This is a genomic window from Paenibacillus sp. FSL R5-0810, from assembly GCF_038002285.1.
In the GTDB taxonomy this organism is placed as follows: domain Bacteria; phylum Bacillota; class Bacilli; order Paenibacillales; family Paenibacillaceae; genus Paenibacillus_AQ; species Paenibacillus_AQ lactis.
Genome location: NZ_JBBOCF010000001.1, coordinates 1029858 through 1054754, shown reverse-complemented (window position 1 = coordinate 1054754; position 24897 = coordinate 1029858). Strand labels below are relative to the sequence as shown.

The following is a 24897-nucleotide window of genomic DNA, read 5'->3' as shown; positions in this document are numbered from 1 at the left end:
TCCGTATTGACTAATCCGGATATATTGAAAAAGAGTTAAGGTAAGCGGCTGTACACCATTTGCATTGGTACCTATGGCACATAGAAATAGCAAGCCGGTCCGACGTTAGGTACGGACCGGCAAATGAATATGCAGGATACAGCGGTTACCTCAACAGAATCAGGAAAGAGCTTACCCAGCCAGATGGATGCTAGCTCTGCCCTCCTATGATTGAACCGGGAAGAATTCCAGCAGCCGGAGGATCCCGTCGCTCTCCCTTTCCACGGCTTCCGCATATATAGCAAGCCGATTCTCCGCTCCCTCGGCAAACCAGCTTCCCGGAAGCAAAAACGATGTCTGGTCCCCGCCGGAAAATACGGGCCGTTCCGAGGAATCCGGGGTCCACAGCCGTCCGGCCACCCGGCCGTTAAAGAACACCGTCAGCTTCAGGTTTTTTCCGTCTACACGCACACGCCATCCGCGGCCATGATTGGAATCCGGCACCACTGCATGCAGCCATGACGTCCCGCCGGACCGCAAAGGATACGGGAGCAGGATGCTGGAAGCTTTCTTCATGGAGGCCATAGCATGCTCCCAGAAAGCTTGCTCTTCCCCCCCTGTCAACGTCCACTCCTCCGCACGGGTTCCTTCATACAGCAGAATCTCGCCCGCTGAGGAAGCATAGTGGCGATTCACTTCGCAGGCGATGGTGAGCGATCGTTCTCCGGTATCCAACCAGAGGAAGGGATTGCGTGGATTGATCACCCCGTGCTCGCGCCCATTGATATATACCTTGACCGTGCACTGGAGATCGCGGAAATGCAGGATGGCTGCATCGGCATCCTCGGATATTGCAATCGTTTTGCGGTACCAGCCTCGTGCATGAACCGCAGTATCCATCCATGCGCCCCAGCCGATGACCGTCCACGAAGCATCGTCGGTCCCTTCTGCAAATGCCCGATCTCCCTTCTCCGCTTCTGACAATAGAGCATCCGTGCTTTCCGCCTTGAACCTCCAGTTGTCGGTTAGCCTGCGAATTCGGCGGACAGCCGTCACTCCCTTGATCCCTTTCGTGCTATGAAGTCGGATGGAAGGAAGGCGGTTGTCGTCGAAATTGGTATGCCCCCAAATTTCCGCGCGAACGGTCAGCGCAAGCGGATCCTGACCGGTCCATTTTCCCGGCAAATAGCATATGCCTCCCGCCGGCACATGCGTTCCTTCATAACGTCCGTTTACATAAACCGACACAATGTCGCTCGCTTCCTCTAGCATCAAACCGCAGTACCCGTCTCCCGTCGGAGCCGCCAACACGGCTTCATACCAGCCAAATCCCCTGTAGATCCCGTAATACTCCAGATGGTCCGGCGCTTTCCCGAGAACGGTGGTCTGATCGAACAAAGGTGCATCGGGCGGCAGCTCCGAGGCAGTCCAAGCGATGTCGACAGGAGCTGCAGCAGGCTGCAGCCAAGCGATCCTATCCTCCAGCAACAGCTGGCCTTGCCTGATTCCGGTGAGTCGAAGCGCTTCATCTCTGGTACACACCGCTACGTATAAACGACGGCCATCCTCATAGGTCAGGCAAGCAATGCGGCTGCCGTCCTGATGCATGAATCGCAAGCGGCAGCCGTCGTTCATCATGTCGACTTCAGAGCCATCGCTAGTGACCTCCGCTTTCGACCCTCGCTCAAACCGGAAACAAACTTCCGTTTGATGATCGCTTTGGAAGATCATGTATCGTTCCGATGTCGTTTGGTCCAAGGTCACCCATACCAGCTCGGCATTGGCATATTCGAGCACGCCGCTGTATCCCCATGTTTCCATTGGGACGCCCAGCGGGAAGAACGGGCATTCGCGGGCACCGATCCGAAACGGCAAAGTGTGCCGGAGGGAACCGGTGTCGAAGGATACCGTTGCTTCCGCTTCCACACCGGTCAAGTTGGCCAAAGCAAACACGATGCCGCCTTGGGGAAAACGAATAACGTGCGGCCCGGCAAGTACGCCGGGTTGAATCCCGGAGGTGCGTATCTCTTGCGCAGTTGCTTCATCCGGTGTTCCTGACGCCAATCCGGTGCCGTAGGTCGATATGAGGCGTCCCAGCATCCGCCCTTCATGGATTTCGGGGCGGATATGCCCCTCGGGGGATATCATGCCGCCGAAATCATAATCCGAGGTCAGCATTGCCAGCGGATCGCCCCAGTTATTGGCCGCATTGGTGAATCCAAAGTCGGTGCCCGATACCTGCAGATACGGTCCCAACAGCTTCGCGCCGCTGACGAGCAGCCGGCGGAGCAAATAATGAGATCGATTCGTTTCGGTCACGAGCAGCGGATAGTCCAACTTGCTTAGCCGCTGCTGGTACACCCTCACCTTCTCTTCGAAATCCGGCTGCGTATCGTCAGGATAGAAATTACAGGTGGGGACGACGCCATCCGCATAGCCGGAAGCACGATATAGATCGCCCTGACCGGCGCAGGCGATCAGCGGCACGCCGATGCCTTCTGCCCGAGCCAGATCCCGCAATGCCGACATATACCCTTTCGGATCTTCGCAAGCATAGAAATCCAGCTCGTTATCCAGCTGTACGCAGATCACCGTTCCCTCCCGGCCATACTCATACCGCCTCAGGATGGGCATGATCCGGCCGTACCATTTCGCCGTTTCGGCCAAGAACTGCGGGTCGTTGTCGCGCAGCTTCATCCCGCTTCGCGTGAACAGGTAAGCGGGCAATGCCCCTCCGTCCCATTCCGAGCAGATGTACGGACCCGGCCGGGCGATTACGTACAGCCCTTCTTCCGCTGCCATTCGCAGGAAAGCCCCGGCATCCTTGTCCTCTTCAAACTCCCATTGACCCGGTTCGGGCTCGTGAAAATTCCAGGGGAAATACACATCGATCGCATGGTAGCCCGCCTCTCTTACCTTCCTCATCCGATCGCGCCATTCCGCCCGCGGCAGCCGGAAATAAAACAAGGATGCGCTTAGGAGGACAACCGCTTGGCCGTCAATATAGATTCCCTCTTTGCTTAATTGGATCCGTGGTATCGTCTCCGTGTGTTTCATAATGCCTCCATTTCTGCATGAAGCCTCTGCGGCATCTTCGGTACCCGCCATTGCCTGATCCGATTCGCCGCATAGGGCTGATAATCCTCGCTGATATTCTTCGATCTTCGTTCTTGGTTCTTCGATCTTGGTTCTTCGTACTACGTTTCACATCAACACACCGTTCTCAACCCTTAAGCGCTCCGCCGATCTTAATGCCGCTCATGAAATATTTCTGGCCGAAGGCGAAGAGCAGAAGGCTCGGAAGCAGCGTAACCAGCGACGCGGCGAACATCAGCCCGTAATCGGTCAGCCCCTGCCGGCCTGCATTCAGATTGTAAATGCCCATCTGAAGCGTATATTTCTCCGGGGTACTCAAGTAAATCAAAGGCCCCATAAAATCGTTCCAGTTGCTGTTGATCGTCCAAATGCCGATGGTGACGAGAATCGGCAGGCACATCGGCATAATGATCCGGACCAGGATTCCGAAGGAATTCGCGCCGTCGATCTTCGCCGACTCATCCAGCTCTTTCGGGATGGTCAGCATGAATTGGCGCAGCAGAAAGATGTTAATCGCCGCCGCAAAATAGTTCGGAACGATGAGCGGCAGGTATGTGTCGATCCAGCTGAGCTCTTTGTAGATCAAATATTGCGGTATCATCGTCACCTGGCCAGGAATCATCATCGTCGACAGGACGAGGATGAACAACGGGCCGTTCAGCCGGTGCCGGAATCGGGCGAAACCGTAAGCCACCAGCACGGAGGATGCCAATTGGCCGATCAAGGCAAATGCTACGATAATCAGCGTATTTTTGACGTAAATCCAGAACGGGAACACGCTGAACAGCCGTACATAAGTATCCCATTGAAAATCCGAAGGGATCCAGCGAATCGGAACCGTGAATATTTCCCCGGGAGGCTTCAGCGAACCTGAGATGGTCCATATCAAAGGCAGCAGGAATAATATCGCTCCCATCGTGAGGACCGCATATCGCAGCATCAGCCGTACATCACGCATGAGCTTCGTGCTCTGCCGGCGGACCGGAGTGCCTTTTTCCGTTGCGGCCGCGTTATTTCGACTCATAATAGACCCACCTTCTTGAAAAATACAGGTTCACCAAGGTCACGAGCATAATCATGATGAATATGACCCAGGCGATCGCCGAAGCGTACCCCATCTTATAGAACCGGAATGCGTTGTCGAACAGAACGACCATCAGGCTGTCTGTCCATGTCTTGGAAGATCCCGGCATGATGACGGGCTCCATGAAAATTTGGAATGAACCGATAATGCCCATGGTAAGCTGGAAAAAGATCGCCGGCGTGATCAGCGGAACCGTAATGCGCCAAAACCGCTGGAACCGGTTGGCTCCGTCGATTTCGCCCGCCTCGAGCAAATCTTTCGGAACCGAGGCAAGCGCCGGCAGCCAGATCATCATGCTGCCCCCGACGCCCCATAAACCGACCAGCAATACGGCCGGCTTGGCCCAGTGCGGATCCTGGGACCAGCCGGGACCCTGTATGCCGAACCAGCCGAGCATCGCATTGATCAGCCCGGGATTCATGCCGTCGCCCGTTCCCGGCGAGAGCAGGTAAGTCCAGAGCTTCAAAACCGCGACTCCGCCGAATACGGCAGGCAAATAAAAGACGATGCGATAGAAGTTAATGCCGCGGATCGGTTTGGACAACAGCACGGACACCGCTAGTCCCAGAATGATCGTCAGCGGAACACCGATCAGCGCATAATACAGCGTATTGTTGAGGTCTTTCCAGAAGTATGTTTTGTCTTGCGAGAGCTGCACATAGTTATCGATCCCGACGAACTTCGGCGGCGAGAGGACGTCCCATTGCATGAAGCTGAGAATGAACGAGGAAAGGAACGGAAACGCCGTAAACGCCACAAACCCGATGATCCAGGGAGATGTATACAACCAGAAATTTCTCGATTCCCGTTTAGCTAGCGAGCGTGCCCGCCGCGTCTTGCCCATGATGCTTCCCTCCAAATCATTGGTTTTATGAAGGAAGCGGGGCATCCCCCGCCCTCCTTCGGCACGTTCGCTACTGTTCAAGCTGCTTGGCTTCTTCAAGCAATCGGTCAACTTCGATTTTCATCTCGGCCAAAGCATCGTCCACGCTTCGTTGTTCATTAAAGATCTGCCCAAGGTACGTATCGGCGGCCCGGTTGATCTCATCCCATTTGACGGTTGCCTGTGGAGCGAAGGCCCGCTGGGCGGAGGTCAGCTGGGATTTGAAGTTTGCCGGGGGGTTGTCGCCGATATTCAGGTAAGCATCGGATTCCGCCACCGATTTCAGCGGCGGAATTTCGCCGTGCTCCGCAGCCAGGATCTTCTGTCCAGTCTCACCGGTCCAGAATTTAACGACTTCCCATGCCGCCTCCTTGTTCTTGGACAGCTTAGGAATAGCGAATGCGTTGGAGAACAGTGGGGATGCTTCCTTTGCTCCCTTCGGCACAGGTGCGATATCCCAGTCGAAGTCTTTGATGTTCGCCTGGCTGCTGAGAATATGCCACGGTCCGTCAATGATCATGCCGACCTTTCCGCTGGTCCACATATCAACGCCCTGCAGCAGCTGACTCGCCTGGGGTGCTATGTTGTCCTTCCATATCATGTCTTGAATCGTTTGGATCGCTTTCTTCGCTTCCGGCAAATCGAGCGTAAATTGCGTGCGGTCTTCGCTGAGCAGACTGCCTCCGTAAGAATAAACCCAGGTTTGGTAGCTTGCCCACCACGATCCGACGCCACCGAGGCCAAAGATGCTGTTTTTAGGATCGGTGATCGTTTTCGCAGCGGCATAAAAATCGTCCCAAGTCCACTCGTCCGACGGGTATTGCAGTCCATGCTGATCGAACAGGTTTTTGTTGTAAAGCAATATCATGGTTCCCATCCGCATCGGCATTGCCATTACTTTGTCTTGGTAGCTGTATGCACGGATGGCGGCATCGTAATAATCGGAGGTATCGATGCCGTCTCGTTCAAGATAAGGGGTAAGATCTTCCAATGTCCCCTTTGAAGCATAGCTGTAGAAGGATTCGGCAAGCTGAACGACATCATAAGGATTGCCCGCAGCCATCGTTGCCAGCTGCTTCTGTTCATATCCGTCGCTCGGGATTTGGATCAGGTTTACCTTGATTTCGGGATGCACCTTCTTGAATTCTTCGTAGATTTTCTCCATTCGCGCTTTATCGAAGTCCCCTCCCCAATAGGAAAAGCTGACTTCCGCCGCCTTGCCCGGCTCCCCGCCGGAATCTGCCCCTCCTCCGGTGTCTGCGCTTCCCCCGCAGCCTGCTGAAAACATCATTGCGGTCACCAACAACATTGCCAACAACATACGCCAAGACTTCTTCATCACCCAATAACCCCTCCGATCGCAATTTAGCATTCACCCGAGTAATGAAACCCATTTCATGAAACGGGTTTCATTACAGTCCAAAAAAGAAAGCGGTCAGCATCCGCCGTGTCCTCACTTGATTGTAAGGGCTTTCTTTTTCCACATTTTATTCGATGCCTTATCGGGTGTCAACTCATTTTTGCGAATGGAAGGACGGATTCGGTCAACGCAAACTCCGAGTGCTGTTCCGTACGATCAGCTCAGGCTCGATGACGGTTAGCATCCTAACCTTTTCCTTGAGAATCATTTTGTGCAGCACTTGCACGCCGGTACCGCCGAGCAGATCCATGCGCTGGGAAACGGTTGTCAATTCAGGATAGATTGCCGACGCGAGCGGAATGTCATCGAATCCGACGATCGATACCTCGTCAGGGACCGAAACGCCTGCCTTCATGGCTGCCTTCAACGCCCCGACGGCCGTGAGATCGTTCACGCAGAATACGGCTGTCGGCCGTTCCCGCCGCGCAAGAATCTTCTCCATCGAGCTCTCTCCCGATGCCATTGAATAATCCCCGTAAAGAACGTTCTCCTTCGCGGTCTCCAAACCGTTCTTCTTCATCACGCGTCGAAAAGCCCGTACCTTCTGTGCCGTTGTCGTCATTTCTTCGTTCCCTGCAATGAAAGCTATGCTTCGATGTCCGGCATCAATAAGAAATTGGGTCGCCAGCTCCGCGCCCTTGGCTTCATTCAGAATGACACGATGAAGCGAGGTGCCCGGAAGATTGCCGTTAATGAGCACCGTAGGAATGCGCGATGCCGTCTCAACGACCTCTTCGGCCAGCTCCGGATCGCACTTGGACAAATTAATGCGTCCACCCAGAAATAAAATTCCGTCTACCTGTTTCTCCCGCAGCATATGCAAATACTGCGACTCTTTCCGAGTGTCGCCCAGCGTATCGCACAGAAAAAACGTGTAGCCCATCTCACTGGCCGCCCGATCGATGCCGCTGAATACTTCCGGAAAGAAAGGGTTCGTGATATCGGGCATGATGACGCCGATCGTCCCTGTTTCTTTCTTCAGTAAGCTTCGGGCCAGGGCGTTCGGCTGGAACTGATATTTATGGATGATCTGCATGATCTTGGAACGCGTGCTTTCTTTGACAGGCGCCGTGTTATTCAGCACTCTCGAGACCGTGGCGGCAGAGACCTTGGCCTCCTTGGCTATATCGTAGATCGTCACTTGCTTCATGCACACGCACCCTACCTTTACGATGTCGTTTCATTTAAATGTATCAAATAAAGCACGAAATGGAAATGCTTTTACGCTAACACGTGCTTTACCATTGACCTGCAATTGTCGATTCAGGAAGGTATTTCCGTTTTTTTGAGACCACTTAAGCAAACGTCTGCAGACTAGAGGGCATATTTTTATAGACATGATGATGCTCTTTGGCCCTTGAAGCTCTATTTCTGAAAAAGATTCCGGATCAATCACCGAACAAGCCTTTTCCATAGCGGAAAAGGCTTGTTCTAAGCGTATACCTTTTGTTTCTAATCCGTCTTTCGGGATTAAGACTCGCTGTCCGTCTCCAGGACCTCCCACCGGTGGCGGAACTTCTCCAGCCTCGGATGCGGATGTCTCGGTTCAGACACAAGTAACAGTCTCAGCCGGACGATCCATTCCTCAAATGAAGAATAGGATGCGAACGCATTGGCAATCTCGGGGGTCATCAGCACGAAATGAGGACCGCCGTACTTTTCGACCAGATGCCGCAGAGCCGTATCTATCGGGGTATATTTTTTTCGTTTCGCTTCGAATGACTCTACGACGACGGAGGAAGCGCCGCTCTCATCCAGCCATTCCTGCAGCCCCTGCTCCCTCTTGTAAAATGGGCTGACCTGGACCTTGAACATCCGCTTCATCGTCTCCTCATGCAGCGGATACAGAACCAGCTTCGAAAATGCTCTCTTCTGTTTCGTCTGAACCGCCCGCTCCACAAGCTCCTGCACCTGCTCGAAGGGATCATAGAAGATCAACGTTCCCTTTGTCGCCGGAGTGGGCGGTTCATAACCAAACGGGACATATTCCGTTTTTCGCGGCATTGCATTGCACCTCTTTTCCACCTTTGTATGACGGATTCCTAAAGCGCGGGAGGCACCCTGTGGCGTGTGGCCTGCTCAAAGGCATAGGCAAGCTTGATTAATTGGGGTTCGCTAAATGCCGTGCCAACAAACGTGATTCCCTGCGGCCCTTTTGTAATGTATCCTCCCGGAGCAATGATGCCTCGCTGCGCATAACCGCCGGGAACGGTTATCGACGGATAGCCTGCGCGGGCAGCCAGATCCGCCCCAAACTCATTACCCAGAAACAACAAGGCATCCAGCTTGTGCTCCTTCAAGGCATGGTCAATCCCATTGGTCCCGGCCATTTCCTTGTTCTTCCTTAGGCTCTTCAGGTAGTCCGTTTCTGTCAGCGTACCGCTTGTTTCATTTGCCCAGATCAGCGTATCCTGTCCATACTTCAGTGCTGTTTCGGCATGCGTTTCATTAAATGCGATCACTTCCGCCAGTGAATGCACCGGCTGCTCTGGGCCCAGTGTGGCCAAATAATCATTCACATATTTCTTGAACTCGTATCGCAGCACATTCGCATCCCAGTGAGTCCCTTGGCAAGGAAGATTCACGGGATCGACGATTTCCGCACCCAGTTCGCGCAGCACCCGGATCGCCGACTCGACTATGTCTATTCTGTCCGAATCGAGATGCTTATAGTAGTATCTTGGTATACCGATCCTCGCATGTCTCGCTCCGTCAATGACAAGCGCATCCGTATAATCCGGTCGGTGCTGCCGTGGATCGATCTTCGTGGCGCCGTCGCGCTCATCCCTTCCGACAATGGCGCCAAGGAGGATGGCCGCATCCGTGACGGTTCTAGCCATAGGTCCGGCCGTGTCTTGGGTGTTGGTTATCGGAATGATGCCGCTCCGGCTTACAAGTCCAATCGTCGGCTTGATTCCCACGAGGCTGTTCTGGCTGGACGGGCTGATAATCGAACCTGATGTTTCCGTTCCGATCGCTGCAGCAGCTAAATTGGCTGCGACGGCAGCAGCGGAGCCCGAGCTCGATCCGCCAACAAACAGCTCGCCGGGACCGTATGGATTTAGCGTCAGCCCGTTCCTTGCGCTATACCCCGCCCACATCGTCGGCGACATAAAATTTGCCCATTCGGTCATATTCGCTTTTCCCAACAGAACGGCGCCGGCCTCCCGCAGCCTCGCCGCAATGAAGGCATCGTCTTTCGCAAAAGATTCCGCCAGTGCGAGCGAACCGGCACTTGTATGCATCCGGTCCCCTGTATCGATATTGTCCTTCAGAATAATCGGAATCCCGTGAAGAGGCCCTCTAGCCCCCTTCTCACGCCGCTCTTGGTCCAGCTTCCGTGCAATTGCCAGCGCATCGGGATTCACCTCGATTATGGAGCGGAGCCGACCGTCATGCCGGCCGATCCGGTCCAAATACAGTTCAACGAGCTCGAATGAAGTGATCAAGCCTTCATCCATCGCCCGCTGCATATCGGATATGGTTGCTTCCACAACCCAGTTTTCTTTGTCCAAAGACATCCAAAGTCCCCCTCGTTCTGTACTCCACTTACCGCAGCCGGGGATTAACGCTTCATGCTATGGCCTCCAATCGGTTCATATCCATAGAGAATTCGCTGTATTTGGTGAAATACCTTTTTATTTCTTGCGCAGCCGCTGCTCGATAACCTTCTGGATGGAGGCAACCAGTACCGTTTGTTCGTAATAACAAGAGTCAGTCGAAAAAATCATATCTTGATAGCTGGGTGTTGAACAACGCTTGAGCGCAGGCGAGGTGCATTGCTTCCTGGCGTTATTCATCCCTGTGGTTCCGCGCAAAGAAATTAGGCGATATGTATCTGAATCCACAAACAACGGGGGAGCTCCCGACCGATCCGCTAGGAGCTCCCCATCCGCTGTCTTCGTTACATGATGATCGTTATCGTTGGCGCAGAAATCGTTGGCTGCGTCGTAATCGCGGATGCCGTATTAGTAAAGCTCGCGATCTCAAGCAGTACCGGAATCCCTTCGGGGACATCCGTGGCATCGAGCACCAAATCCGCTGTCGACAGCGTAAAGAGGGAGCTTTGCTGCAGCATGCCGTTGATATACACATTGACATATTCCGTCCCCGTCAGAGCTGGAAAAGCCGTGATCGCAGCCCCTGCATCATCAACAAAGCTCGTCGCCGGCATCGTGGTCGCAGCCGCTCCGATCATGGCTGCCGTTACTACCGCGAAATAGCGCGAGACAACGGGCGTGACCGTCGTCGTAACGACGCCTCCCGTTGCCACCGGGGGCGTAGCGATCGCCGTAATGACCGGTTTAATAACAGGCATAACATCTTCCTCCTCTCAGGTCTATGAAATTCGTCATAGACTAGCAGCACTAGCTGCTATCTTATTAGATGCTATTTTCATAGATTTTGATTCCGGCATCCCACCATTTTCTGTCGAAGCGTCTCTAACGATCATTCAGATTTGCAAGCGTCTACCCATTACTAGACAATCGTCCATTCCTAAAATGACATTCGCACATATACTGCATCAATGAAAGGGTGGAGGTGATATTCTGAAGAGGTCCCTTCAACTGTATAAAAAGCGCTGCCGCGATAAAGGACACCCTTACAGGGGCAAGAGACGCCGCCACCGAAGAACTAGCGTCCGGAAATGCAGAAGGAAATGTCCCGCGGGGAGGGTCTGCCCGCCTCAGAATATCGTTATCCCTCCTGTACAACAAGGATCTCGAGGGCCTCAGGGAGTCCAAGGCGGGCACGGGTTAGCGGGAGCTGAAGGACCGGGAGGCGCACCCGGACTGCAGGGACCCGAGGTACCTGCCGGAGTACCGGGTCCAGCCGGACCTCCTGGCGAACAAGGGCATGCGGGCAATCCGGGACCCTTAGGGCCTCAGGGGCCGCCTGGTCCACCAGCCCCCGCTGGTCTTCCTGGTCCGCCAGGCATTCAAGGGCCTCCGGGGCCGCAAGGCTTGCAAGGAGCTCCCGGACCTCAGGGCCCGCGAGGCGAACCGGGTGAGGTCATCCTCCCGGGTGTCGTGGTGACGCCTGACGTCATGCGCTATTTTTATACAACCGACGCCTTGGTCGCACTCGACCCGCCGCTGATCATCCCGGCGAACCAGTTTACGGACGATAACGGTAATGCCGTTTCCGAAATCATGGAGATAACGCCAAGCGGTTATTCAAACCTGTACATTAACGGCATGATGCAGGAGGGCCGAATCTTTAGCGTCACTCCCGAAGCGCTGACACTCTATTCCCCGGGCGACGTTCTCCTCGAGGGGACGCCGGTTATCCTTCAGGTCTTTCAATTTAATGCCCAAGTGGTCGTATAATGCTAAATTGATGGTTCAAGTGACCGCTGTTTATAAAAAGTCCGCCCAAGCAAACCTCGGGCGGACTTAACATTGCATTGTGTCACCAAGGGTTTACTCCCCGATGACGCCTTTTTTTAGAATAATATTGGCGTACAGCGCCTTCTCTCCTGTCGAGACGATGGCGTACGCTTGCTTCGCCCGCTCGTAGAAAGCCGAGCGCTCCATTTCTTCAACTTCTACCTTAGCGTGATGAAACTTGGAGATGATGCTCCGGCATTCATCCCAAATCGGGGTCTGGACGGGATCGCCGGGAGTAACCGCCATGAGTGCCGCCGGGGATGCTACATACGTATCCAGCGGGAACAGCGGCAGGATCGCCTGCAGCAGCTCCGGAATCCCATGGCCGTCCGCCCGGACCAATCGCCGGGCATGGCTGGCTGCCGGGAAATTGCCATCGCCGAATACGATTTCATCGCCATGACCCATCTCCATCAAGATTTTCAACAGCTCGGGTGATATCAGATTGGATATTCCTTTTAACATAGACAACCCCCTGATCTATTCGGATTTCCCCAAGATTCGGTACAGCACGGCAGTTTGCGGCTCGATCCCGCGAATTAACCGCTGACCTGGCGTTCCCGGGTAGCCGCTTGGTATTTGGAGAACATCGCATTCCATTCGGAATCCGCTTCCGGATCGTACACCGCAAGCGGGAACGAACGTTTGACGAGCTCGATTCCTTCCTCCCGGCTTGCCAAGGCTCCGTTCGCGATGAATTGCACGAGCATATTGCCTATCGCGCTTGCTTCGACCGGACCGGCCCATACGGTTCTTCCCAGCGCATTTGCCGTGAACCGGCAGAGCAGCTCGTTCTGAATCCCACCGCCGACCATATGCAAGCCTTCATATCGAGTCCCGGTCAAACGCTCCATGCTCTCCAGCACTTCGCGGTACCGGAAGGCAAGGCTTTCAAGAATGCAGCGAACCATCGCTCCCGTGCTCTCCGGCACAGGCTGCCCCGTTTCCCTGCAATACGTCTGGATTTCCGAAATCATATCCGCCGGATTCATAAAGCGAAGATCGTCCGGCTGGATAAAGCTGCGAAACGCCTCCTCCTCCTCCGCCAACCGGACCAAATCGCCGTACCCATAGTCCAGGCCTTGATGATCCCACAGCCGCTTGCATTCCTGGAGGATCCACAATCCCATAATGTTCTTCAGCAGCTGAAAGGTATTGAAGGCTCCGCCTTCATTGGAGAAGTCCTCCTTCAATACGTCCGGGTGGAGCAGCGGTTCCTTCATCTCGGTTCCCAGAAGCGACCATGTGCCGCATACGAGATAGGCAAAAGACGATGAGCTTGCCGGAACGGCTACGACGGCGGATTCCGTATCATGCGATGCCACCGCGATCGCCCGGATCGGCGGAACGCCGAGCTCCTTCGCGGTTGAACCGGACAGATTGCCGATCCACGTGCCCGGCTCCACCGGTTCGATGAACATGGAAGGATTGAGCCCGAGCTCTTCAATGAGCGGTTCGTTCCACTTCCGCTGCCGTACATGATACAGCTGCGTCGTGGTGGCCATCGTAAATTCACATGCCTTCACGCCTGTCAAAAAATAATTGATCAGATCCGGCGTCAGCAGCAGGGCATCCGCGATATCCAGCATCGGAGAGCTTGCCTTCCGCATGGCGTTCAATTGGAAGATCGTGTTAAACGGCATAAACTGAAGACCGCTCTCCTGAAACAACCGCTCCCGGCCGACTTGGCTGCAGGTTTCCTCCACCATGCCTTCCGTCCTCGGATCCCGGTAATGATAGGGAATCCCGATTAGCTCCCCGTTACGGTCAATCAGCCCATAATCGACGCCCCACGAATCAATCCCGTAGCTGACCGGGGCATAGCCGGCTTGAAAGGCTTTGCGAATGCCGTTCTTTACCTCCTGCAGCAGCATGGGGGTGTTCCAGTGCATATGCTCTCCGAACTGCACGGGGACATTGGCGAAACGGTGGATCTCCGTAATTTTTAGAATCCCCTGCGAGCCGCCGTCCGGGGAGGCGGCGATCTCCCCTAGCAGCGCCCGGCCGCTGCTAGCCCCCATATCGAACGCCAGCACGGCAGATGAATGGCTCATATGATTTCACCTCTTCCCACAAAAATGCTCAAGCACGAAACAGGCTGCCATGAATGTTTAGATTATTTCATTTTCTGAAGCAGCTGAATCCGGTAGTCCTCGCTCTCCAGCGCCGCGATGTCATCGACCTCCTGGTCCGTCAGCGGCACCGGTTGACCGGCAGCCTTGGCGCTCAAGTAAATTTTGGCGCTTTCCTCGACCACCTGTGTCCGGTAGTAAGCCTCGCGCAAATTTCTCCCTGTAGTTACTAGGCCATGGTTGCCGAGCAGGATCGAGCTCGCCTCCGTCACCTTGGCCGCAACCGCTTCGGCGAGTAAATCCGTTGTCGGAATAATATAGGGCACATAAGCGGTCCGGCCCACAAGAGCGGCCTGATCCGGAAACATGACCGGCAGCTCCTTCTCGATTAACGTAAAGGCGATGCAGTGGGACGGATGGGTATGCACCATCGCTCCGATATCCGGGTTGCTGCGGTAGCCATACAAGTGCATTAGCACCTCGGAGGACGGTCTCAACCCGATATCCGTGATCTCACCTGTCGGTATATGAACCTCGATCCATTGCTCCGGCTCGATTTCCTCCAGTGCGAAGCCGCTCGGGGACAGGTACATCATCTCTCCCGACTTAGCGCTGATATTCCCGCCGGGTCCGACGACTAGGCCGTTGTCCACGATTTTTGTCGCATATTTACACAGCTCCTGCCGTGTCTCCATATTTTGCATGGTCTCGTCTCCTCTCCCTGGAATGCTTTTTACTTATACAGCGGACCGAAGTTCTGACAAGCGCGGAAGTCGGCGCTTTCCGGATCGGCTGTGCCGAATAAGCCCCAAGCACGCGGGCGGAATACCTGCTCAGCCGGTACATTATGCATGTTTACCGGTATGCGGAGCACCGAAGCCAGCGTGATCAGGTCGGCTCCGATATGTCCGTAGCTGATGACCCCGTGATTGGCTCCCCACTGATTCATGACTTCGTACACGCTTGTGAACGCGCCTTCGCCCGTAATATTCGGAACGAACCAGGTGGTCGGCCATGTCGGATCCGTACGCTTATCGAGCGTATCATGAACCTCGGCCGGCAAGTCCACCGAATATCCCTCCGCGATCTGCAGCACCGGCCCTATGCCCTTGACCAAATTCAGACGGAACATCGTCATCGGCATTCCGCCGCGTGTCAGATAGTCCGTGGAGAAGCCGCCGCCGCGAAAATACTCAAGGGAAGCAGGTCTGAACTGCGTTGCCTTCAGGGTCCGTTCCACTTCTTCGTCGGTAATCTCCCAGAACGGCTTCATGACCGGCTTTCCGTCCCGCTGCTGTTCACCTGTGCCGTCAAGCGCCGCGGAGCCGGAGTTGATCAAATGCAGAATGCCGCCCGCTGCTTTCCCTTCAAGCTTGTAGCCGGTCACCCGTTCAACCGAAGCCGGGCTCCAGTATGTCCGTACGTCCGCGAAAATCTGAGCCGTATTGGTAAGAAGATAACCGAACAGCATGCCGACCCCGTTCAAGCTGTCATTTTCCGTCGCCACAATATACGGCGAACGCTTGCCGTTCCAGTCGAAGGAGGAGTTCAGAATGGTTTCAAGGAAGTCCCCGTTCGGGAAGTGATCGGTCCATTGACGCTGCCCCTGGAAGCCTGATGCGATCGCATGATGTCCTTGTGCTTCCTCCTCGAAGCCCAGCTCCGCAAGGCGTGGATTACCGATCATTAGATCGCGCGTAATCAGCGTCATTTTTACGACCGTTTCCCACTCGTAGTCCTTGCGTTCACGGGACGTCTGAAGCTTCTGTGGGTTGTTGTCCGGTCCTTCGACGCAATTCTCCTTCACCCACGCAAGCGCCAGCTTGTACTCCTCAGGGTCGTAGATTTCCTCTTCCAACCGGCGGGTAAATTCACTCATATCGACATATTCATTCCGCATGCCGAGGTATTCCTGGAAGAAGCTGTCGTCCACAATCGAGCCGGCGATCCCCATCGACACCGAGCCCATGGACAGATACGCTTGGCCGCGCATGATGGCAGCAGCCAGCCCGCTACGTGCAAAACGCAGCAGCTTCTCCTGCACGTCATCCGGAATCCGGGTGTCTCCTTCATCCTGCACATCCTCGCCGTAAATACCGAATGCAGGCAATCCTTTTTGCGCATGAGCGGACAGCACCGCAGCCAGATAGACCGCACCTGGACGGCCCGTGCCGTTAAAGCCCCAGACCGCCTTCGGTCTGGAAGGATCCGTATCCATCGTTTCCGTTCCGTAGCACCAGCAAGGCGTCACCGTGATCGTAAGACCGACATCGGCATGCTTGAATTTTTTCTCGGCCGCCGCCGCCTCGGCCACTCCGCCGATACAGGTATCGGCAATGACGCATTCCACCGGCTCGCCGTTCGGATAATGGAGCTGCTCCGACAGCAGCGCCGCAACCGCCTTGGCCAGGTTCATCGTTTGTTCCTCGAGGGATTCCCGCACGCCTCTTCGCCGCCCGTCGATCGTCGGCCGGATTCCGATCTTCGGAAATCCGTCTCTCCATCTGTAATCGTTTTCAATCGTCATAATGCCACGCCTCCCAAATCATTGATTATATCCACATTGTAAATAGATTCGATATGCGGGATAACCCACTATATTGCTTTGTTGCCATGGATATTCAGCAAAACAGTGAACCGCCGGCCTTGAACTGAAAACGATTTCGAGATAACGCAATTATGCAGTATAATAATGACAGGAAGTTTCGCTTTGGGGAGGGACAACGACGTGCCGAAGATTGAAATATCACACAGCAGAAGCGATCAATTCCGATTCAAGAAAAATCCACAGCTGCTCTTTGCCGGACAGGTCGTGGATGAAGACTTCTTTTACGGTCCGCCGCAGATCCATGATTTTTGCGAAATTTTGTATGTCGTGGAAGGCCGCGGCGAATTCAGGATCGCGGGCAAGGTGTACGAACTCCGGAAAGGAGATGTGGCCATCTACAATCCGGGTGTGCCGCATGAGGAGAAGTCGGCAGGAAGCAGTCCCTTTAAAGTCATCTATTGCGGAGTCGATTCCCTGCATATCGAGGGCGTTCCTCAGGGAATGCTGCTGCCTCCGTACGTGGAGCCGGTTATTTCATGCGAGAAGTACGCATACAAGGTAGAGAGCTATCTTTCGGACATCATTCGAGAATGCGATTCTCAAATTCTTGGCTATGAAACGCTGAGCACGAATTTGCTTATGTCGCTGATTACGGTCATTTACCGGATTATCGACGTAAAGCACCAATTCCAGGCGTTGAAAGGAAAGCATGAAATTGCGCTGAGAACCAAGCAATTCATTGATGCCAACTACACCCAGAGCATCAGTCTGAAGGACATCGCCGACACGCTGTATGTCAGTCAGCACTATTTATCCCATCTATTCAAAAAGGAGCTCGGCGATTCGCCCTTCAACTACTTAATCTCCAAGCGGATTGAAGAAGCGAAGCGTCTGCTGTCGGATTCCGATGCCCCCGTGCACGAGATTGCGTCGCAGGTCGGATATGGGAATGATAAGTATTTCTCCATGCTGTTCAAAAAAATAACCGGGCAGACGCCATCCTCCTATCGGGAAAGTCAGCGGCGGCAAGCCCAGTTGACGGAATAACGCCGGCAGGCAGCCGCTAAGATGCGGCTGCCTGCTTGACGTTTATGCGGCGAATGCGGCCGCCAAGCGCAATCCCGTGACGAGGATTGCCGGCTTCCCCCGCCGACAACGGACTCGTGCCGAGGCACGAATGGTCCTTGTAAGCGAGTCTCGAGCAATCATTAAAATTTATTAGACGAGGGACGGTCACTTTTGAACCCAAAAGGTACAAATATTCTACTAAAAATAAGGGGCATGCTTAATCTTGATCGGGCCGACCGATTCGATCCGGCTTTGGCAGCCAAGCCGGTACCCTTCCTCGAGCTCTTCGGGGTCCAGCCTCTGTTCCTCCGCCTGATTCGGTGACGACAAATGCTGGACACCAACGCTTACATGGCATCGGCAGCGTGCGCACGTGCCTCTTTTGCAAAAAGAGTTCCAATCCACATCGTTCCGCTCGGCCAGATCCAGCACCGTCATCCCAAGCACGGGAGCAACGCTCTTGTGAACCTCCCGACCGGAAAGCTCGATGAGCTTGTCGGGAACAGCCTCCTCCAGCTCCTGTCCACCGGATGCAGACGGATGACCGGCCGAATGGCTATTCTTTTTACTCCTCCAGAATTTAAACACGATATATCCTCCTAAAATGCCTGGAACTATTCACTCCATTTACGCTTACCATTATACTCGAAAGCCGGGCTATTCTCACACCGTCTATACGCAGACATCATTTGAAAACCGCTCTATTTATTTATTTTGTATTCTACCAATATTTTGCTATACTATCATTGCTGTAAACCGTTTCATAGATTCATTTATCTTTCATAGAATGTGGGGGAGATTATTATCGGATACTCAAAACGATTGGGAAAGCTGGCCGCCGCCTCCCTGCTCTCTTTGTCGCTGCTCGGAACCGCGGCTGATCATCATCCAGCCCATGCGGCACCAACCATTTCCGTTCTGTTGGATGATGTTCCGCTTGCGTTCGATGCGGCTCCGCGAATTGAGAAAGGCGTAACCTACGTGCCTTTCCGGGCTGTGGGCGAGGCACTGGGCATCGACATCAAATGGAACAGCAAGACCCAAACCGTGCAGGCGGTAAAGACCGGCAACGATAACACAACCGAGGTTCAGCTCAGAGTCGGCAGCACCACCGCCGTGGTGAATAAGAAGAACGTCAAGCTGCCCGCAGCGCCGATCATGCGCGAAGGACGCGTGCTGATTCCGCTCAGCTCGTTCAGCAGCCAATTCGGGGCTTCCGTAAGGTGGAATCAGGCAACGCGCACCGTATCGCTCAAATCACCAAAAAGCAAAATGCATCTGCGGGCCTTCTATGCCATTGAATCCTTCAAGGAGCGGGATATTATTCAATGGATGAATTCCGTCGCCTTTGGCTGGAGCCGAATTGACCGTAACGGCGAATTCACCCTTCAAGGGGTTGAATACCGCATGCCGGAAGCCGCCGGAGACATTACGCCCCAGACACTTGTGGCCGATGCGGAAGGACAGGGCATTAAGCCCTATTTGATGGTATATGCACTGGACGGTAACGGCGAACTGACAAAAATGATGAGCGACGCCTCACTGCGGATGAAATCGATCGACGGGATTACCGCCGCCGTTACGGACAATGGGTTCGGCGGGGTCGTGCTGGATTTCGAAGGATTGGGCTTCAAGCTGGATGCCGCCTCCCAGCAGAAGCTGCTGAACCAATACGTGAAGGACCTTAGAGCTGCCTTGCCGAAAGGGACTGCCCTGTCCTTGGCCGTACCTCCGTTAAACAGCGCCTATAAAGGCTATGATTACAAAACGCTTGCATCGATTGCCGACGATCTAATTATCATGGCATACCAGTATCACCCGGTTGGCACCAAAGACCGGAAGCCGGAACCGAACACGCAAGTGCAGCAGGCTATTCAGCTTGCACTTGATGCCGGAGCCCCTAAGGACAAGCTTCTGCTTGGAATTAGCCTGGGCAGCGAAACGGAGAACTCCATCGACGACAAGCTTGGTCTGGCCAAGCGCTATCAGCTGAAAGGTGCGGCATTGTGGCGGCTCGGTATATTCAGAGTCTACGGTGATGATATCGAAGGCGCCATGAACGAAGCGGTGATCAAAGAGTGATCCGTAATAAAGGTTGAAGCGTGGATGAGTCCATCCTTCCGATCATCACTACACAGGCTGCCGGTCGTTATGGACCTGCAGCCTGTTCGCTTGTTCAATGCTTCCGTGATAACCGAGCATCTCTGACAGCCATTGAAACGACACAGGCTATGAATTAGCCGATGCCAATCTTCCACATGACCGGCACAAAAAAAAGATGACCTCTGTCGTATACAGAGGTCATCATCAAGACTTATGTATGTATTCGGTGCAATCACTGAAAATCGATCATAGAATTCCTTACCAGGACTTACAAGACGATCATTGTGCAGAGAGCTGGATCAAGATCAAAGATGAGCTGATCTAGCTAACACTTCCTACCAGCTTCGCATATTCCTCTTGGCTTAACACCCGGCGTGCGGTAACATAACGTGGCTTATAGTAAGAGTCGCTAAGCTTGCTGATTCGAACACCCTTGCTGCTTGAAGCATGTGCGAATTGCCCGTCTCCAATATAAACGCCAGCATGTGAAATTCCCTTGCCGTTCGTGTTGAAGAATACCAGATCACCGACACGCAGCTCTTCCTGGTCTACATGCACGCCTACTTGGGCTTGTCCTTGGGAAGTGCGCGGAAGGTCAAGATCAAAGTTACGGAACATATACAGAATAAATCCGGAGCAATCAAATCCGCTTGTGGTTGTTCCGCCCCACTTGTACGGTGTTCCTACTAACTGCTTCACTTGCTGCTGAAAGTTAGGCTGCTGATCGGCAAACGCTGTCACGGCACCGGAAGAAAAAATGATTGCGGATCCTAGCAAAGAAATGACCAATTTCTTCAAAATATATTCTCTCCTTCGATGCCTACGGAGTTAGCTAAGGGTTCGGCTGAAGGTCACCTATATTCCCTCTACTACAAGAATAATTCACCCAGGACGGTTCCCCCGTTTTCTCTAGCGAAATTCGGCAAAATTCATTAACATTTTGTAACCCTTTCTTAATATAGTATACAAGCTAGCAAACTGTCAATAATATCCGATAAATCTATCGTTTTTTAGATATCGCCGTCGAATCGAAAGAGTTTTAACAGTGTTTTTACTATATGAAAGGTCACATAGTCATGACATTTATGTTAAAATTGTTTCCGTTTTCTAAGTGCGGCGAAAAAACCTCCATGCAAGAAGCCGACACCTAGGGTGATATTATCCCCTTTAAGTAGACAGTGTGTAAAAAGCGCATTAAAGTCTACTTTGGAGGGGATTTTTTCCATGGGCGAAATAAGAAAGACATATGACATCGAATTTAAGCGCAAGGCTGTTGCGATGTTCCTGGAGGAAGGTCTTGGCTACAAGACGGTAGCCAAGACCTTGGGCATCGATGATAGGATGGTTCGAAGATGGGTGGCTCACTACGAGCGAGAAGGAATTGAGGGTCTCAAGGAAAAAAGAGGCACCTCGACGGGTTCGAAGAACGGGAGACCGAAGAAGGCCAAAACCTTGGAGGAAGAAGTCCTGCGGCTGCGAGCGGAGAATGCCTTGCTAAAAAAGCTATGGGAACTGCAAAGGGGGCAAGAGCAAAGCGACGTCAAACCTACCAAGCCATCGAAGCGCTAACCAGCAACTACCCCGTGGCCTTGCTGTGTGAACTGGCAGGTATCGCTCGAAGTAGTTACTACAAATGGGCAGCCAGAAAGAATAATCCAACGCCCAAACAGATCGATGAGCAGGCTCTGAAAGAGAAGATTCTAGAGTGCCATACTCAGCTAAAGGGCATTTACGGATACCCACGGATTCGTGTCTGGCTAAAGAAAACCTTTGGCTTGAACGTCAACCATAAGCGTGTGTACCGGCTGATGAAAGAACTGGGGATTCGTGCGCGTATTAGGCGAAGGAAGCCATACTTTGGCCGTCGGGAGGCAGGGATTACCTCAACCAATGTACTGAATCGGGATTTTAACGCCACGGCACCCAATACGAAATGGGTCACCGATGTGACCTATCTGCCAATCGGCTCTCGCTTTCTGTACCTGTCGGTTATTTTTGACCTGTATAACAACGAGGTGGTTGCCTTTCGGATCGGACGCCACAACAATTTAAAGCTTGTGCTGGAGACCGTACAAGCAGCTGTACATAAACGCAAAGTAGCCAACCTGCTGCTCCACAGCGACCAGGGCTTCCAGTATACTCACAAGGAGTACCATGCTTTTTTGAAGCGTAAGAAAATTAAAGTGAGTATGTCGCGTAAGGGAAACTGCTGGGATAACGCTTGTATCGAGAGCTTCTTTGGACACCTGAAGTCAGAATGTCTTCGACTCGACACTTTCTCGACCGAGGAAGAGCTCGTAAAGGCAATTGAACGATATATCCATTTTTACAACCATGAACGTTTTCAACAAAAACTAAACAACCTTAGTCCGGTTGAGTACCGAACTAGGGTTGCTTAAGGCTGCTTTTTTAGGCTGTCTACTTGACAGGGTTAAGTTCAGGGGGCCGGCTTCTTGTTCTAGCAAATTCATCGATAGAACAAGCATTTGCTTCAGCCATTTTGCAGCTTTCAATGGCGTACCTCCTTATCATATTGAGATTGCAACGGTTATAATTCGATCACCTCCCTTCTAAACCTTAATGCATCCAACAGCAAAGCTACTTGATCACGACCTCCTCCGGTTCCACTTCAGAAGAAATCATAATCTGTCCTGCCCTATCAGCATGCAGCCCCGAGCATTCGATTTGCCCGGACCGTTCCCCGGTAACCACAAGCAAGCGGTCATCCAGCGAGTCGCTTTCCCCCTTGACGTTCACCACCTGTACATTTCGGCTCTGGTGAAAAAGAAGCAGCGGATTTTCCTGATTGCGAAGGACCATGTCCTGAATCGTCAGGTTCTTTCCATTGCGGCATACAATGCCTTCCCGACTTGTGATGGCCGACCGCATCACCGTCACGTTCTCCACCGGCATCTCCGGCAGGCCGTTGATGAGGAGCGCAGTATGCGCGCCGCTGCAGACGATATCCTTAATAACAATATTGCGGAACACGGGGGTTTCCTCGGTAACGGGGAGCATCGCTTCCGCTTGGTATTCGCCGGAGCCGGCTTTCCCTTCGTAATATAAATTGAAGGAGATGGCATCCCCGTCGATCTCCCGCATCCGGATCCGTTCGATGAAGATATTTTCGACCACGCCGCCGCGTCCGCGGCAGCTTTTAAACCGGATGCCGATATCGGTGCCGATGAAGGTGCAATCGGATACGTGCACATCCTTGATGCCTCCGGACATTTCACTGCCGACAACGATCCCGCCGTGGCCGTGATAAACGGTGCAGTTCCGGATGCTGATGCGCTCACTCGGCTTTCCCAGCAGGCGCCCGGCTTCATTTTTTCCGGACTTCAGACAGATCGCGTCATCTCCTACATCAAACGAGCTGTTTTCCACGGTCACGTATTTGCACGAATCGATGTCCAGTCCGTCCCCGTTCTGGGCATACCATGGATTGCGGACGGTAATGTTCTGAATGGTAATTTGCTCCGATGCCCAAGGATGCAGGCACCAGGCTGCGGAGTTTTGAAAGGTAGGGCCGCTGAGCAGAATCCGCTTGCAGTTTCTCAAGCTGAGCAGATTGGGTCTCAGATAGTCTCTGACAGGCTCATAATCCTGGGGATTCCGGCTGCCTGTTTGTTCGATCCGGGCCAGGTTCTCCATCCCGTCCCGGGCAGCCGGCGTTGGCCACCACAGTCCCCCGTCATCCACGACGCCGCCGGTATGAATTAATCGATCCCACTGGCTTTCCGTCAGCTTCCCTTGCTTAACGGGCCTCCAGGCTTCGCCGCCTCCGTCAAAGATGCCGCTGCCGGTGATTGCGATATCCTCCAGCCCTTCTCCATCGAGCGGAGACTGGCAGCGGAACATCTGCCGGCCCTCATAAGCAGACATCCGGATCGGATAAGCTTCGAATTGCTTGCTGAACATGACAAGCGCGCCGGCAGAAGCGTGAAGCTCAATCCGGCTCTGCAGGGTTAACGGACCGGTGTGCCAGATCCCCGGAGGGATGACCACCTTCCCCCCTCCTGCCTTTGCGCAAGCTTCGATTGCTTGATGAAATGCCAGGGTATTGTCGTAAACGCCGTCTCCTACTGCGCCATAGTCAGTGATCATTACTGTGTATTCCGGGATTACAGGCAAGTCGGGACATATTGCTTCTTCTGTTTGTTTCATGCTTACCTCCGCTTTAGTAAGTTTCAAGTTTGCTTATTCGATTGATACCGCATGAAGATGTAAGCGCTTATAAAAAATGCTGCCGATTGCAGCCAAAGCCCTTGAAGATCGGCTGCAGCCATGATATATAAATTTCTACGAACCCAACTAGCCGTATCCGTTGTCTCCGACCTGTTCAGGTATATCAGGCTTCACAAATGACAATAGAATCGGATCCGCGTGTGCAAAGGAGTTAGAGAGAATGAATGACCGGCTGCAGCCCAAGTACCACATAGGAGAAGATGATTTCTCCATCCAATACATGTCACGAAACGGTTCCAGCAGCATGCCCCGTCCGCATGAGCATCCCTACTTCGAGCTGTATTACTTGCTTCATGGAGAGCGGGTCTACTTCATGGACGATAATGTGTTTACCGTCAAAAAAGGGGATATGATGATCGTGAACCCGCATGATCTGCATTCGACGGCAAGCTCCGATAAGCTGATCTTCGAGCGGGTGCTGATCGGCTTCTCCCGAAGCTTCATCGAAGAGGGCGATGCCGGCGTCGCCAAGCTGCTCGATCACGGGACATCCAGGCTGGTTCGCATTCCGTTGAAGCATCAGCCCGACATCGAACGGCTGCTCCTCTCGATGCTCGCAGAATGTCAATCCGGGCAGGCACATTACGGCTCGTTGGTTCGCGCGTGGATGAACGAGCTGCTCATCCGCCTGCACCGGATCGAGACCTCGCTCCAATCGCTGCCCCCAGAATATGAGCATCCGATGCACCAGAAAATTTCGGAGATTGCCCAGTATATCAAATCCAACTATCATGAAAGGCTTACGCTCGATCAGATCGCCAAGCAGTTTTACATCAGCCCTTCCTATCTCAGCAGAGTGTTCACCAAGCTGACAGGCTTTCACTTTCGCGAGTACCTGCAGGTGGTACGGATTCGTGAAGCCCAGAAGATGCTTGTGAACAGCCGGGATTCCGTACAATTCATCTCCGAGCAAACCGGATTTGAGCATATTGCCCACTTTAATAAAACCTTTAAAAAAATCGCAGGCACGACGCCCCTTCAATACCGTAAGCGCCATGGATAGCCT

The 24897-nt window shown here is 53.3% G+C and carries 21 protein-coding genes and 1 riboswitch; of the genes, 6 read left to right on the top strand and 15 right to left on the bottom strand.

What is annotated here, in order from left to right; translation table 11 throughout:
* Positions 1–204: 204 nt before the first annotated feature.
* From MKX76_RS04905 to MKX76_RS04870, 8 genes are all read right to left on the bottom strand, one after another.
* Positions 205–3036, bottom strand: a complete 2832-nt coding sequence (locus tag MKX76_RS04905) for a beta-galactosidase (protein WP_341033117.1) — start codon at positions 3034–3036, stop codon at positions 205–207.
* A gap of 166 nt (positions 3037–3202) precedes the next feature.
* The gene (locus MKX76_RS04900) at positions 3203–4099 is read right to left on the bottom strand and encodes a carbohydrate ABC transporter permease (protein WP_051425248.1); all 897 of its coding nucleotides are present in this window, start codon (positions 4097–4099) and stop codon (positions 3203–3205) included.
* Positions 4086–5048, bottom strand: coding sequence for a carbohydrate ABC transporter permease (locus MKX76_RS04895; RefSeq protein ID WP_213616633.1), 963 nt, complete (start codon positions 5046–5048; stop codon positions 4086–4088). The genes MKX76_RS04900 and MKX76_RS04895 overlap by 14 nt, the downstream gene beginning before the upstream one ends.
* 25 nt (positions 5049–5073) lie before the next feature.
* Positions 5074–6363 (bottom strand): ABC transporter substrate-binding protein, encoded by a 1290-nt coding sequence (locus tag MKX76_RS04890; RefSeq protein WP_341033116.1) that lies wholly within the window; start codon positions 6361–6363, stop codon positions 5074–5076.
* 223 nt (positions 6364–6586) lie between these two features.
* Positions 6587–7612: a LacI family DNA-binding transcriptional regulator gene (locus MKX76_RS04885; protein ID WP_007128462.1), complete on the bottom strand. Its 1026-nt coding sequence runs from the start codon at positions 7610–7612 to the stop codon at positions 6587–6589.
* A 320-nt stretch (positions 7613–7932) separates the two neighbouring features.
* Complete coding sequence (locus tag MKX76_RS04880) at positions 7933–8466, bottom strand: hypothetical protein (protein WP_007128463.1); 534 nt, start codon at positions 8464–8466, stop codon at positions 7933–7935.
* Positions 8467–8504: 38 nt separating this feature from the next.
* Positions 8505–9983, bottom strand: a complete 1479-nt coding sequence (locus MKX76_RS04875; RefSeq protein ID WP_341033115.1) for an amidase family protein — start codon at positions 9981–9983, stop codon at positions 8505–8507.
* Positions 9984–10366: 383 nt separating this feature from the next.
* Positions 10367–10780: a DUF4183 domain-containing protein gene (locus MKX76_RS04870; RefSeq protein ID WP_007128465.1), complete on the bottom strand. Its 414-nt coding sequence runs from the start codon at positions 10778–10780 to the stop codon at positions 10367–10369.
* 646 nt (positions 10781–11426) lie between these two features.
* Here MKX76_RS04870 and MKX76_RS04865 point away from each other — a divergent pair.
* Complete coding sequence (locus MKX76_RS04865; protein WP_251537636.1) at positions 11427–11792, top strand: DUF4183 domain-containing protein; 366 nt, start codon at positions 11427–11429, stop codon at positions 11790–11792.
* A 93-nt stretch (positions 11793–11885) separates the two neighbouring features.
* On the opposite strand, the gene fucU is transcribed toward MKX76_RS04865, so the two are convergent.
* From fucU to MKX76_RS04845, 4 genes are all read right to left on the bottom strand, one after another.
* Positions 11886–12317 carry an L-fucose mutarotase gene (gene fucU / locus MKX76_RS04860; RefSeq protein WP_341033114.1) on the bottom strand — a complete coding sequence of 144 codons (432 nt, stop codon included), beginning with the start codon at positions 12315–12317 and terminating at the stop codon, positions 11886–11888.
* Between the two features lie 74 nt (positions 12318–12391).
* The gene (locus tag MKX76_RS04855) at positions 12392–13906 is read right to left on the bottom strand and encodes a rhamnulokinase (RefSeq protein WP_341033113.1); all 1515 of its coding nucleotides are present in this window, start codon (positions 13904–13906) and stop codon (positions 12392–12394) included.
* Between the two features lie 62 nt (positions 13907–13968).
* Positions 13969–14628: a class II aldolase/adducin family protein gene (locus tag MKX76_RS04850; RefSeq protein WP_007128470.1), complete on the bottom strand. Its 660-nt coding sequence runs from the start codon at positions 14626–14628 to the stop codon at positions 13969–13971.
* Between the two features lie 29 nt (positions 14629–14657).
* Positions 14658–16451, bottom strand: coding sequence for an L-fucose isomerase (locus MKX76_RS04845; RefSeq protein ID WP_144878402.1), 1794 nt, complete (start codon positions 16449–16451; stop codon positions 14658–14660).
* A gap of 201 nt (positions 16452–16652) precedes the next feature.
* On the opposite strand from MKX76_RS04845, the gene MKX76_RS04840 reads away from it, so the two are divergent.
* Positions 16653–17519, top strand: a complete 867-nt coding sequence (locus tag MKX76_RS04840) for an AraC family transcriptional regulator (protein WP_007128472.1) — start codon at positions 16653–16655, stop codon at positions 17517–17519.
* A 219-nt stretch (positions 17520–17738) separates the two neighbouring features.
* Here the strand turns inward: MKX76_RS04840 and MKX76_RS04835 are convergent, their stop codons facing one another.
* On the bottom strand, positions 17739–18128 hold the full coding sequence (locus MKX76_RS04835) for a 2Fe-2S iron-sulfur cluster-binding protein (RefSeq protein WP_007128473.1): 390 nt from the start codon (positions 18126–18128) through the stop codon (positions 17739–17741).
* A 234-nt stretch (positions 18129–18362) separates the two neighbouring features.
* Here MKX76_RS04835 and MKX76_RS04830 point away from each other — a divergent pair, with 234 nt between their 5' ends.
* Positions 18363–19622 carry a stalk domain-containing protein gene (locus MKX76_RS04830; protein WP_251537639.1) on the top strand — a complete coding sequence of 420 codons (1260 nt, stop codon included), beginning with the start codon at positions 18363–18365 and terminating at the stop codon, positions 19620–19622.
* A 342-nt stretch (positions 19623–19964) separates the two neighbouring features.
* Here MKX76_RS04830 and MKX76_RS04825 read toward each other — a convergent pair whose 3' ends face one another.
* Positions 19965–20441, bottom strand: coding sequence for a C40 family peptidase (locus tag MKX76_RS04825; RefSeq protein WP_007128475.1), 477 nt, complete (start codon positions 20439–20441; stop codon positions 19965–19967).
* Positions 20442–20444: 3 nt separating this feature from the next.
* Positions 20445–20578: riboswitch (cyclic di-AMP (ydaO/yuaA leader) on the bottom strand.
* Between the two features lie 289 nt (positions 20579–20867).
* Between MKX76_RS04825 and MKX76_RS04820 the strand changes: the two genes are divergently transcribed.
* Entirely contained in the window at positions 20868–21212 is a 345-nt protein-coding gene (locus MKX76_RS04820; RefSeq protein ID WP_007128026.1) for a transposase, read from the top strand.
* On the top strand, positions 21149–22042 hold the full coding sequence (locus MKX76_RS04815; protein WP_138919311.1) for an IS3 family transposase: 894 nt from the start codon (positions 21149–21151) through the stop codon (positions 22040–22042). The genes MKX76_RS04820 and MKX76_RS04815 overlap by 64 nt, the downstream gene beginning before the upstream one ends.
* 199 nt (positions 22043–22241) lie before the next feature.
* Here the strand turns inward: MKX76_RS04815 and MKX76_RS04810 are convergent, their stop codons facing one another.
* The gene (locus MKX76_RS04810) at positions 22242–23810 is read right to left on the bottom strand and encodes a glycoside hydrolase family 28 protein (RefSeq protein WP_251537341.1); all 1569 of its coding nucleotides are present in this window, start codon (positions 23808–23810) and stop codon (positions 22242–22244) included.
* 241 nt (positions 23811–24051) lie between these two features.
* Between MKX76_RS04810 and MKX76_RS04805 the strand changes: the two genes are divergently transcribed.
* On the top strand, positions 24052–24894 hold the full coding sequence (locus MKX76_RS04805) for an AraC family transcriptional regulator (protein WP_341033112.1): 843 nt from the start codon (positions 24052–24054) through the stop codon (positions 24892–24894).
* Positions 24895–24897 lie beyond the last annotated feature (3 nt).

Coding starts and splice junctions, on each gene's coding strand:
- MKX76_RS04905 (WP_341033117.1), bottom strand. CDS start 3,036: ATGAAACACACGGAGACGATACCACGGATCCAATTAAGCAAAGAGGGA.
- MKX76_RS04900 (WP_051425248.1), bottom strand. CDS start 4,099: ATGAGTCGAAATAACGCGGCCGCAACGGAAAAAGGCACTCCGGTCCGC.
- MKX76_RS04895 (WP_213616633.1), bottom strand. CDS start 5,048: ATGCCCCGCTTCCTTCATAAAACCAATGATTTGGAGGGAAGCATCATG.
- MKX76_RS04890 (WP_341033116.1), bottom strand. CDS start 6,363: ATGTTGTTGGCAATGTTGTTGGTGACCGCAATGATGTTTTCAGCAGGC.
- MKX76_RS04885 (WP_007128462.1), bottom strand. CDS start 7,612: ATGAAGCAAGTGACGATCTACGATATAGCCAAGGAGGCCAAGGTCTCT.
- MKX76_RS04880 (WP_007128463.1), bottom strand. CDS start 8,466: ATGCCGCGAAAAACGGAATATGTCCCGTTTGGTTATGAACCGCCCACT.
- MKX76_RS04875 (WP_341033115.1), bottom strand. CDS start 9,983: ATGTCTTTGGACAAAGAAAACTGGGTTGTGGAAGCAACCATATCCGAT.
- MKX76_RS04870 (WP_007128465.1), bottom strand. CDS start 10,780: ATGCCTGTTATTAAACCGGTCATTACGGCGATCGCTACGCCCCCGGTG.
- fucU (WP_341033114.1), bottom strand. CDS start 12,317: ATGTTAAAAGGAATATCCAATCTGATATCACCCGAGCTGTTGAAAATC.
- MKX76_RS04855 (WP_341033113.1), bottom strand. CDS start 13,906: ATGAGCCATTCATCTGCCGTGCTGGCGTTCGATATGGGGGCTAGCAGC.
- MKX76_RS04850 (WP_007128470.1), bottom strand. CDS start 14,628: ATGCAAAATATGGAGACACGGCAGGAGCTGTGTAAATATGCGACAAAA.
- MKX76_RS04845 (WP_144878402.1), bottom strand. CDS start 16,451: ATGACGATTGAAAACGATTACAGATGGAGAGACGGATTTCCGAAGATC.
- MKX76_RS04820 (WP_007128026.1), top strand. CDS start 20,868: ATGGGCGAAATAAGAAAGACATATGACATCGAATTTAAGCGCAAGGCT.
- MKX76_RS04815 (WP_138919311.1), top strand. CDS start 21,149: ATGGGAACTGCAAAGGGGGCAAGAGCAAAGCGACGTCAAACCTACCAA.
- MKX76_RS04810 (WP_251537341.1), bottom strand. CDS start 23,810: ATGAAACAAACAGAAGAAGCAATATGTCCCGACTTGCCTGTAATCCCG.
- MKX76_RS04805 (WP_341033112.1), top strand. CDS start 24,052: ATGAATGACCGGCTGCAGCCCAAGTACCACATAGGAGAAGATGATTTC.